Source organism: Halobacteriovorax sp., assembly GCF_041587335.1.
Lineage (GTDB): Bacteria > Bdellovibrionota > Bacteriovoracia > Bacteriovoracales > Bacteriovoracaceae > Halobacteriovorax.
The window spans coordinates 1-10,940 of sequence record NZ_JBFGYP010000107.1 but is presented as its reverse complement, the minus strand read 5'-3'; the positions used below and the strand labels follow the sequence as shown (position 1 = coordinate 10,940).

The 10,940-nt window shown below is 34.1% G+C and carries 10 protein-coding genes; 5 read left to right on the top strand and 5 right to left on the bottom strand.

Annotated features, from left to right (window positions below):
- From ABX784_RS12945 to ABX784_RS12925, 5 genes are all read right to left on the bottom strand, one after another.
- On the bottom strand, nucleotides 1-1,653 hold a 1,653-nt coding region (locus ABX784_RS12945; RefSeq protein WP_372655476.1), incomplete at its 3' end, for an NADH-quinone oxidoreductase subunit L.
- Between the two features lie 17 nt (nucleotides 1,654-1,670).
- A complete protein-coding gene (nuoK, locus tag ABX784_RS12940; protein ID WP_372655475.1) occupies nucleotides 1,671-1,976 on the bottom strand; it encodes an NADH-quinone oxidoreductase subunit NuoK in 306 nt (101 codons plus the stop codon).
- Nucleotides 1,976-2,500, bottom strand: coding sequence for an NADH-quinone oxidoreductase subunit J (locus ABX784_RS12935; RefSeq protein WP_372655474.1), 525 nt, complete (start codon nucleotides 2,498-2,500; stop codon nucleotides 1,976-1,978). Before ABX784_RS12935 ends, nuoK begins: the two co-directional genes overlap by 1 nt.
- A gap of 17 nt (nucleotides 2,501-2,517) precedes the next feature.
- A complete protein-coding gene (gene nuoH, locus ABX784_RS12930) occupies nucleotides 2,518-3,681 on the bottom strand; it encodes an NADH-quinone oxidoreductase subunit NuoH (RefSeq protein ID WP_372655473.1) in 1,164 nt (387 codons plus the stop codon).
- A complete protein-coding gene (locus ABX784_RS12925) occupies nucleotides 3,682-4,107 on the bottom strand; it encodes an NADH-quinone oxidoreductase subunit A (protein ID WP_372655472.1) in 426 nt (141 codons plus the stop codon). It abuts the gene before it with no gap.
- Between the two features lie 223 nt (nucleotides 4,108-4,330).
- Between ABX784_RS12925 and mfd the strand changes: the two genes are divergently transcribed.
- The 5 genes from mfd to ABX784_RS12900 all read left to right on the top strand — a co-directional run.
- Entirely contained in the window at nucleotides 4,331-7,831 is a 3,501-nt protein-coding gene (mfd, locus tag ABX784_RS12920; protein WP_372655471.1) for a transcription-repair coupling factor, read from the top strand.
- Between the two features lie 71 nt (nucleotides 7,832-7,902).
- Complete coding sequence (locus tag ABX784_RS12915) at nucleotides 7,903-8,718, top strand: peptidylprolyl isomerase (protein WP_372655470.1); 816 nt, start codon at nucleotides 7,903-7,905, stop codon at nucleotides 8,716-8,718.
- Nucleotides 8,719-8,781: 63 nt separating this feature from the next.
- Complete coding sequence (locus ABX784_RS12910; RefSeq protein ID WP_372655469.1) at nucleotides 8,782-9,696, top strand: SurA N-terminal domain-containing protein; 915 nt, start codon at nucleotides 8,782-8,784, stop codon at nucleotides 9,694-9,696.
- Complete coding sequence (locus ABX784_RS12905) at nucleotides 9,693-10,619, top strand: 4-hydroxythreonine-4-phosphate dehydrogenase PdxA (RefSeq protein ID WP_372655468.1); 927 nt, start codon at nucleotides 9,693-9,695, stop codon at nucleotides 10,617-10,619. Before ABX784_RS12910 ends, ABX784_RS12905 begins: the two co-directional genes overlap by 4 nt.
- A partial coding sequence (locus ABX784_RS12900) for an ATP-binding cassette domain-containing protein (protein ID WP_372655466.1) occupies nucleotides 10,612-10,940 on the top strand: 329 nt, incomplete at its 3' end. The genes ABX784_RS12905 and ABX784_RS12900, both read left to right, overlap by 8 nt.

Below are 10,940 nucleotides of genomic sequence, written 5' to 3'. Positions count from 1 at the left end.
TGCTTCTCTTGTATCTACTGTTCCCCAAGCTTCTCTCTTATATGATGTAAACTTAGAAACATCTGGTTTTGCTACTAAAGTTGAAAACCACTCTAATTTTCCTTCTGGAGAAGCAACTTTAAGTAGTTTTTGACCTGTAAGAGAACCTGAGAACCAAACACCTAGAGTAAATACAGCAAGTATTAATAAAGGTAAGTTTCTGTTCCATGAAAATTTCTCTTCATGAGTATGGTCGTATAGGTCTTTATCTCTTGGTTCTCCGTGGAATGCTAAGAACATCATTCTACACATATAAAATGCTGTTAAAAGAGCTCCACCAAAACCTAAAAGAGCTGGAATAATCATTGCCTTGTTTTCAAGACCCATTATTAAAGCATCGCCTAGAATTCTATCTTTAGATACAAAACCAGAGAAGAATGGGATACCTGCGATTGCAAGAGTACAACACCACATTGCAAACCAAGTAAACTTCATTTTATGTCTTAATCCACCCATTCTAGGCATTTCTTGAACATGCTCATGAGTGTGGTGATCGTGTAATGAATGAATCACTGAACCAGCACTTAAGAATAAACATGCCTTAAAGATTGCATGAGTTATTAAGTGCATAAATGCTGCATTATAAGATCCAACACCTACACCAAGTACCATATAACCAAGCTGAGAGATTGTTGAATATGCAAGTACTGCTTTAAAGTCTGTTTGAATAAGTGCAATCGTTGCTGCACCAAATGCAGTAATCCCACCAATATAAGCGACTAATGTAGTTAATCCACCTAGATCTAAAATTGGATAAATTCTAAGAGATAAGTAAACACCACCAGCAACCATAGTTGCAGCATGAATAAGTGCTGAACAAGGAGTTGGTCCATTCATCGCATCAGGTAGCCATACTTGAAGAGGGAACTGAGCAGATTTACCAATTGTTCCCATAAATATTGCTAATCCAGCAAATGTTGCTAATGGAATACCTAATGCTGTATGCGTAGCAAACGATCCGTCAGCTATTGCTGCATAGATATCTACGAAGCCTGCTGAACCAATATTTGTCCATATTGCTAAAATACCAAGTAAGAAAAATACATCTCCAACTCTTGTAGTCATGAAAGCTTTTACGTTTGCGTCTCCGGCCTTCTCTTTTTCGTAGTAATGACCAATTAGACTATATGAGCAAAACCCCATCAACTCCCAAAAGATAAATACTGAAAATAGGTTGTCTGAAAGAACTAACCCAAGCATAGCAGAAGTAAATAGTGACATATATGTAAAGAATCTACCGTCTCTACCGTAGTTCATATCGTCTTTCATGTAATATGTTGAAAAGATATGAATTAGCGTCGCTACAACAGTAACCATCAGAAGCATAATTGCTGTCATGTTATCTATATAGATACCCATGTCGACATTAAACTCTAAACCTGCACCATTAAGATCAAACCAAGTGAATACCTTGTGAACATAATAGTCAGTGTTGTAGTTTCCAAAAATAAAATCTTTAAAAATTCTAATTGCCCAAACTGATGATAAAGCGATAGCAGCACAACTAATAAATACTGCGACTTTAGTTGCCTTACGAGCTAAAAACGCATTAATAGCAAACGCAAAGAACGGAAATAAGACAATCGGTGCAATAGTTGAAATAGTATAATCCATTTAATCAACCTTCCTAATTAGCTTTGTAATTGAGTAGCATCATCAATATGGATACTTTCTCTAATTTGATAGAATCTAATAACAATTGCTAGTCCAACAGCTGCTTCAGCCGCTGCAATAACAATGATGAATAATGACATTACGTGACCATCAAGATTATTATTTATAAATCTTGTGTAGGCCGCAAAATTTAATGCCGCAGCATTAAGAATCAATTCAATACCTAATAAAATTGCAATCACATTTTTTCTTGCAATCATCACTGCGATACCTGCAAGGAAAAGAATTAGTGAAACAACTAAAAATGACGGAAGTGATACCATTATTGTTTCCTTGGTCTAGAAATTACTGCTGCACCAACAAGAGCCCCAAGCAGTAATACTGATGAAATTTCAAATGCTAAGATATGATCTGTCAGAAGTAATACCCCAAGTTTTTCAACTGTTGAAGTAAACTCTGGTAACTCGCCTTGAACTTGCTTAGTCATACCTGCAATAATTTTAAAGGCAACTGACCCAAGAACTAATGCCGACAGAACTCCAATTACAAATGTTCTAACAGTTCCCATAGAAGGTATCTTATTAATACCAAACTTATTAACAGCTTCCTTATGACCACCTGTTAACATAACGGCAAAAAGCATTAGGATAACGACACCACCTGCATAAACAACCATTTGAGTTGCCGCTAAAAAGTCAGCCCCAAGCGTTGCATAAAGACCCGCAACTCCAAAAAGGCTTGCTAATAGATACACACAAGCGTGCATAATGTTTCTACTTGCTACCACACCATATGCACCCGAAAGAGTTAATAAGGCAGATAGAATGAACATGATATTAATAAACATGCTAAATCCTCTTTATTTTAGTGACCACCGCCACCACCCAGAGAGTGGAGCCATGTAGTAAATAAGTCATATATAGAGTGACCTTCAAAAGCCCACATCCAAATAGCAATTGCAATTAAGTTAAAAATACAAATTGGTGTTAAGTACTTCCAACATAATGAAACAAGTTGATCAATTCTAAGTCTTGGTAATGTCCATCTGATCCAAATTACTACGTAATATAGAGCGAATGTCTTAGTAAAAAATGAACCGGCCTGAAGTAATTGACCAATGCCATTACTTACAATTGCAGGTGCGCCTGTGATTTCAGAAATTAAAACTCCATTTCCTAAATCAAATGGTACTTTATATCCACCTAGGTATAGTGCCGAAGCAACACCACAAACTACAAATACTTCAATATATTCAGCAAGAGCAAAGAATGAGAATGCCATACCTGAGTATTCAGTATGATAACCAGATACAAGTTCTGATTCAGCTTCAGGTAAATCGAAAGGGGCTCTATTTGTCTCAGCAAGTATCCCTATAAAGAAGACAAAGAAACCAATAAATGTAAACGGATTATGAAAGATGTACCACTGATGAGGTAAACCACCTTGCCCCTCTACAAGAGTAGTCATTGAAAGACCACCGGCCATCACTACTATAGAAAGGATACAAAGTGTAACTGGAACTTCATAAGATATAATCTGAGCAGCCCCTCTCATACCACCAAGCATAGACCACTTAGAGTTTGAAGAGTAACCACCGAGAAAAATTCCTACACCTACAAGAGATGAAACACCTAAAAGAAAAAATATACCAATATTTAAATCAGAAAGTATAAAGCCACTTGAAAATGGTACAACCGCAAGAGTTGCAAAAACACCAACCATACAAAGAAGGGGAGCGATAAGAAAAAGAACTTTATCCGCTTGTGTTGGAACAATCACTTCCTTTAATACTAATTTAACACCATCAGCAAGAAATTGAAGAATACCAAATGGGCCAACTCTATTTGGACCGACTCTCATTTGTAAATCTGCAGAAATTTTTCTTTCCGCGTATGTTCCAAGACCACCAATTACTGCACAAAGATTTACTACAATAAAGCAGGCAAAACCAAAAATTAAAAAGGCCTGAAGTGAAGTCACTTCAATCCCTAGATTACTTGTAAAAAAACTAACTATAGTAGTATTCATCTATTTACCTTCTTCCTTTTCTGTTTCAGGCACCTGGTAACTTCTTACCCAGTCTAGATCGCCTTTTTTCCAGCAATAGACTACACCCTCAATCAGGATAGAAATGAATAATAATAAACTTGCTAGAACTACTGTTCCTTCACCAATCTCGTTGAACTTCTTAAAGACAACTGCAACTGGGAACATCAAAGCACCTTCAACATCAAAGATGATAAAGATAAGCGCGATTACGTAGAATCGAATGTTAAAGTTTGACCAAGCTGTCCCTACAGGCTCTTCACCACATTCGTATGCAGATAACTTAAGATCATTAGGGTTGTTAGGTCTTACTAAAATACCTACTACTAAAACTCCGACTACCATAACGACTGCAAAAGCGACGAGGATTAGTACAGGCATGTAGACGTCTAGGTTGAATGACGACATTCATTGCTCCATTTTAAATACTTTTTCGGTCCTAAAAGAATACATGATACTTAACATGTTGGAAACATTTTGAAATCTTTTTTTTATTATGATTTCTCATAATAGTTGACTGTTTAACATGGCTTCGCCATGCGCCAAAACTAAAATCATAGAATGTTCAAGATCAAAACTTGGAACTTTTTCAGCCCTGTGTTATTAAAGAAGGCTTAACAAGGCGAATAATATGATCTTTGAATCAGTCATAAAAAAAATTAACTCTTGGCACAATAACAAATCAGACAATCTTCACATTACAGGTTTAAACAGTGCGCAATTTTCATTTATAATAAATGAGTGTGAAAAAGATATAGAGTTTATAAAGAAAAATAGTTTTGTCTTTATTTGTGACTCTGCGGATCAGGCCGAAAATTTGTATGAAAACTTTAAGGCCTCAAGAATTACTAAAAAACTTTTATTTTTTCCGGGTCATGATCTAAGTCCATATTCAGGGGCAGTTACATCACAAAGAGCTCTATTTGAAAGATTTAAAGTACTAAGTTATTTAACGACTTTAAAACACGATGATACTTTTATATTAATTTCTACATTTGAATCTTTCTCATTAAGAATTCCTCCAAGACAGTTTTTTAAAGAGCAAAACTTTAAAGTTGAAGTTTCTGATATCATCTCACCAAACCAGCTTGCAGCGAAATTAGTTTCCCTGGGCTATAGTTCTTCTCCAAGTATTGAAGAGCCAGGTACATTCTCTTCGAAAGGAGAAATTTTTGACATCTATACTATAGATTCAACACCCATAAGAATTCTTTATTTTGATGACATGATTGAAGAGATTCTGCTGATAGATCTTGATACCCAAAAATCTCTTCGTGATAAAAAACTAGAAAGTATAAACATCACTCCAACACCTCAAATTTTTGGTGTTCAAGATGCTTTTGCACACAAACTTAGAGAAAATATTCCTATGCCTGTAACGATTCAAAAGAATCGCTTTAATAAAAGAAAGGAAATTTTCTCATCTCTATCTGATAACTACCTGTTTGATAACTACGCTGCTTATACCCCTCTATTTTTTGAGAAGAGTGAAGTCTTATTAGACTACTTACCAGAAAACTCAATCAAAACTTTATTTAATGATGTAGAGTTTTCGAGAGCATATAATGATTTCTTTGAGCAATTAAGAGTTGAGTTCGAGCTTGAATGGCAAGACCTTGATAATGATAATTTACTGCCTGAACCAAATAAGTTATACGACACACACCTTGAGAAAACTCTTCAAGAAACTCCACATATTTCAATCGATGACTTAGCTTATGCTAATGTTTTAAATGAAGAGCTACGAAATTCAATCGAATTAAACGTCGTTCCATCTACTGGTTACTTAAATCAGACTATTAATCCATCTCTTAGTAAGCCAGAATACACAAAAGCAATGTTTGAATTCTTGATTAAAGAGTTTCAAATGACTGGTCAAATTTACTTTTCCTATGAACATGAAAACTCAAAAAATGAATTTTATCATCTCATGGAAATATTCAAACTTGATCCTAATTTAAAGAAACGCTTTCACTTTACTAAATCTAAATTGTCTCAAGGATTTTTTTACGAAAGAGAAAAAACACTAATACTTTCAGAAGCTGATATTTTTAGTACCAAACTAAGAAAAACAAAGACAACAAAGAAAGCTAGTGTTGATGTTTTTGCAGAACAACTATCGACCTTAAAAAAAGGTGATTATGTTATTCACAATGAACACGGTGTAGGAAAATATGAAGGTTTAGAGTCTTTAGATATTGGTGGATCTAAGTCTGACTACATAGTTTTAATATATAAAGGTAACGATAAGGTTTATGTTCCCGTTTATAAAATGAACTTAATCCAGAAACATTCCGATGGAACTGCCACTGTTACTACAGACAGCCTAAGAACAAATAAGTTTGCAACGTTAAAATCAAAAGCTAGAAATTCAGCTAAAAAACTAGCCTTTGATCTATTAAAACTTCAAGCAGAAAGACAATCATCCTCAGGCTTTCCATTCACTCAACCAGACCAAGAGTATAGAGATTTTGAAATGGCATTTCCATTTCAAGAAACGCCAGATCAGCATAATGCAATCTCAGATGTACTAGATTCAATGCAAAAACCAATTGCAATGGATCATCTTGTTTGTGGAGATGTTGGTTTTGGTAAAACTGAAATTGCAATGAGGGCAGCTTTCAAAGCAGTGTTAGATAAAAAGCAAGTATGTGTACTTGTTCCAACAACGGTTCTTGCTCTTCAACACTTTAACTCATTCGTTAAGAGGTTTAATAAGTTTCCAGTTGAGATAGATTTTCTATCTCGATTTAAAACTGCAAAACAAACTAAAGAAGTCTTAGAAAAATTAGAAGATGGAAAGATAGATATTCTCATTGGTACTCATAAATTATTAAGTAATAAAGTAAAATACAAGGACCTAGGTCTTGTCATTGTTGATGAGGAGCAAAGGTTTGGTGTTGGTCACAAAGAAAAGCTTAAGCTCTTAAAAGCAAATGTAGATTTTTTAACTTTAACAGCGACACCTATTCCAAGAACATTACAATTATCTTTTCTCGGAATTAGAGAAATGTCTCTAATTCAAACAGCTCCTCCAAGAAGACAAAGTATCAAGTCTTACTTAATCAAAGAAGACGACCTAACATTACAAACGGCCATAAAGAAAGAGCTCAACAGAGGTGGCCAAGTATTTATTGTACACAACAAGGTTAGTGATATTGAACAGTTTTCAAGCTATATCCAAGAGCTTGTGCCGGAAGCGAAAATTGTGTTTGCACACGGGCAAATGTCTGAGAAAGAGCTAGAGCAGAAGATAAGTGCATTTTACAATGGAACGTATCAAATTTTAATCTCTACAACAATTATAGAATCTGGAATTGATATTCCAAATGCAAATACGATGATAATTGATAGAGCCGATAACTACGGGCTTGCTCAACTTCATCAACTTAGAGGAAGAATTGGTCGATCTGATAAGAAAGCCTATGCTTACTTTGTAATACCTAAACATAAACCTATTTCTGAAGTTGCCCAAAAAAGACTCAAGGCGCTTCAAACATATGCTGAAATGGGTTCTGGTTTTAATATTGCTACTTGTGATTTAGAGATTAGGGGAGCGGGAGATATTTTAGGAGCAGAACAGTCCGGACAAATAGATAACGTTGGTCTTGAGCTGTATATGCAGCTATTAAAGGAAGCAATTCAAGAGCTTCGTGGAGAGAAGAAACTCATTAAACAAGATGTTGAAGTTAAGACACCTTTCCCAAGCTATATACCTGCCAACTACATCAAAGACTCTAGCGAAAGGCTTAAGCAATATAAGAGACTTTCAAATTGTGATGAACTAGAGACACTATTTAACATTAAAGATGAATTTGTAGATGTTTATGGTGCAATTCCAGAAGAACTTGAAAACTTATTCACAACATTAGAAGTTAGAATGATTCTAATAGATGCCTCACTTAAAACAATTCAAGTAGGAGGTAGACTTGCGACTCTGAGTTTTGATAAAAAATATATCGAAGAAAACGAATTACTCAGAAATAGAATGTTAGACTTTTTTCTATCAAGACCTAGAAGTTATCAACTAACTCCTGATTTTAAAGTTATTTATACTCATAAAGAAACACTAACTCAGAGTGAATTCCTCAAGTTTTCTAAAGAGTTAGCGGAGAAAATTCTTCCTCGTTAATGTTTTTTCCACAGTTTATCTTTTTTTTTGATAAACTATTAAGGAATAATAACCATTTAGGGATTTGCGATATGCTAAGAAAAACACTCGCTATAACTTCTATACTACTTTTATCGACTGCAACACTAGGAGCAAAAGATCCTGTTGTCGCCACTGTAGATGGAGTAAGTATAAAGAAATCAGAGCTTGAAAAGACTTACCAAGAAAACTTAATGTTTGTATCAGACAAGAGAGTTACTAGGAAAAAAGTTTTAAACGACATCATTAATAGAAACCTAGGAATCAAAAGGGCCAAAAAAGGAAACCTTGATAAAGATCCTACCGTTAAATATAAGATGGAAGATATCATGTATCATGCACAAATCTCAAAAGACCTTGAGCCAAGGTTAAAAAAGATTGTTGTAACTGATAGTGATGTAGATAAGTACTATAAAGATCATCCTGAATATAGAACTGCTCATATCCTTTTTAGAGTAAGAACAACTCCAGAAAAAGAAGAAAATGAAGCAGCTCTAAATCAAGCATTAAAAGTTTATAATACACTTAAGACAAAGCCTGAACTTTTTGCAGAACTTGCTAATAAATTCTCACAAAGTAGTACCGCACCAAATGGTGGTGATATGGGATTTCAACCAGCAATAAGACTAGCTCCTGAGTACTTTAATGCTATTAAAGGAAAGAGTGATAACTTCATTACTCCTCCTGTAAAAACTCAGTTCGGCTATCACATCATTAAAGTGATGTCAGTTAAGAGTGTTAAAAGTATAAATAACGCGCTTTACAAGAAGATTGTATATGATCAGAAACGTGACGCTATACTAGATAGCTACTTTTCTGAGCTACGTGCAAAAGCAAATGTTAAAATAAACGAAGAATTCCTTAAATAACTTGAATAATGCTTCTTGTTAATCTATTTTTAAATATCAAATCTGATAAAAAATGGATTAACAATGAAGCAACTAATTATCTCTTTTATATTTCTTACTTTCTCACAAACTCACGCAAAGTTATTAGATAAAACAATTGCCGTATTTAATGACAATGTTATTACTTTGAGTCAGATCAAAAGAGTAAAAGATAATATCTCTAGCAGAAAAAATATTTCTCCTCTGATTTATAAAAAGTCTACATACACTGATCAAGAAATTTTAGACATTATGATCGAGAGACTTCTTATTAGAGAAAAACTAGGGGAGATTGGCTATATTAGAAATGATGAGCAAGTAGAGAGTGAAATTACAAACATAGAAAAAAGATTAGGTCTTTCAAGAACTCAACTTCTAAGTTTTCTAAAATCAAACAACATGAGTTTTGATGAGTACTTTGAAATTATTAGAGAGACTATAGAGTTTAATATTTTTAATGGAAGAATCATCAGACCTCTAATTTCAGTAACAGATCAAGAAGTTAAAAACTTTTTCTATAAAACATCCAAAGACAAAACATTAGCCTTTAAATATACAATTGTAGATTTCTCTTTAGAAGAAAGTAGAATGAAAAAAGGCATGCTAAGCAAGTTCCCTGAAACATTAGAAAAGTTTCAAGTAAATGGTGTTCTTCCTAAAGACTATGAAGATGTGCAAACAAATGTACTAGGGGATATTACAGAGGATGGCCTCACAAACAATTTAAAACAATTACTTAAAGCTACAGATGAAGGAAAGTTCACTAAACCAATAAAACTTGGAGATACTTTTCATGTTTTCTTTGTAAAGAAAAAGGACCTTGTTGAATCACAAATTTACTTAAATGCTAAAAATCAAATACGTGGAAAGTTAATGGGTGAACAAGCAGGGGAAGTAACAGACCTTTGGTTTAAAAGAGAGCTTAGTAAACATTACATTAAGACATTCATTACGAAATGATTTATGTTACTCAGGGCCATGAACTTGGAATTGGTATTGAGGTTTTTTTAAAATCATTTAGCCTATTAAATTCAATACAGCAAAAGAGCTTTAGATTAGTGGCCAACAAGGATACTGTTGAAAATAATTTAAAGCTTCTAAATTTTGAATACAAAATTCATAACGATAAAATATATTACAACTCAAATATATTAAACTTTATTGAAGCAAACTCTACCAACCTCCCACAAAGTACTCTGTCATTAAATAGTGCTTTAGATAGAGTTACAGAAAAAGATATTCTCTTAACTCTACCAACTTCAAAAGATCAATTAATCGACAACAATGAATTGAGAAAGGGATATACTGAGTTTCTAAGATATCGTTTTTCACGACAGAACTTATGTATGGTATTCAAAGCATACGAGGATGCCACACTTCTTATCACTGACCATATTCCACTATCTAAAGTTGCAGAATCAATTAAGGCAAAGCAAATCAATGAAAAGGTTATTACGACACTTAATGGATTTAATAAATATTTTTACCCACTAACAGAAGTAATTCTTTCGGGTATCAATCCACACTGCGGAGAAGGTGGGCTTCTAGGTCATGAAGATCATGTTATAAATGACGCTCTAGAGGCGCTAAAGCATACCATTAAAGTCATTGGACCTGTTAGTGGAGACACTCTTCACTTTTATTCAAATAGCGGCGAAAAACAATTAAAAGTCTACATGTTTCACGACCAAGGTCTTCCTGTCTTCAAAGATAAGTATCGAACAATTGGATTAAACATTACACTCGGTCTTCCATTTTTAAGAATGAGTGTTGACCATGGAACTGCCTTTAACATATACGGTAAAGGTATTGCAGACTTTAGCGGATGCTACTATATGCTCAAAGAAGCAATTAAGGTTAATAGGAAATTATTAGATGAGTAACAATAAATACATAGATATCTATAAAGCAAAAGTACATAATTTAAAAAGTATCTCATTAAAAATACCTAAAGATACAATTACAGTTATAACTGGACCCTCAGGATCAGGAAAAAGCTCACTGGCCTTTGATACTATTTATGTCGAAGGACAAAGACGCTATATAGAAAGCTTATCAAGCTACGCAAGACAATTTCTTGGTCAGTATCAACCTCCCGATGTTGAATCTATTACAGGCTTGTCTCCAGCGATAGCCATTGATCAAAAATCAAGTAGTCGAAATCCTAGATCAACTGTAGGTACTATCACAGAAATTTACGATTA

Coding starts and splice junctions, on each gene's coding strand:
- ABX784_RS12935 (WP_372655474.1), bottom strand. CDS start 2,500: ATGTTTATTAATATCATGTTCATTCTATCTGCCTTATTAACTCTTTCG.
- ABX784_RS12925 (WP_372655472.1), bottom strand. CDS start 4,107: ATGTCGTCATTCAACCTAGACGTCTACATGCCTGTACTAATCCTCGTC.
- mfd (WP_372655471.1), top strand. CDS start 4,331: ATGATCTTTGAATCAGTCATAAAAAAAATTAACTCTTGGCACAATAAC.
- ABX784_RS12910 (WP_372655469.1), top strand. CDS start 8,782: ATGAAGCAACTAATTATCTCTTTTATATTTCTTACTTTCTCACAAACT.
- nuoK (WP_372655475.1), bottom strand. CDS start 1,976: ATGGTATCACTTCCGTCATTTTTAGTTGTTTCACTAATTCTTTTCCTT.
- ABX784_RS12905 (WP_372655468.1), top strand. CDS start 9,693: ATGATTTATGTTACTCAGGGCCATGAACTTGGAATTGGTATTGAGGTT.
- nuoH (WP_372655473.1), bottom strand. CDS start 3,681: ATGAATACTACTATAGTTAGTTTTTTTACAAGTAATCTAGGGATTGAA.
- ABX784_RS12915 (WP_372655470.1), top strand. CDS start 7,903: ATGCTAAGAAAAACACTCGCTATAACTTCTATACTACTTTTATCGACT.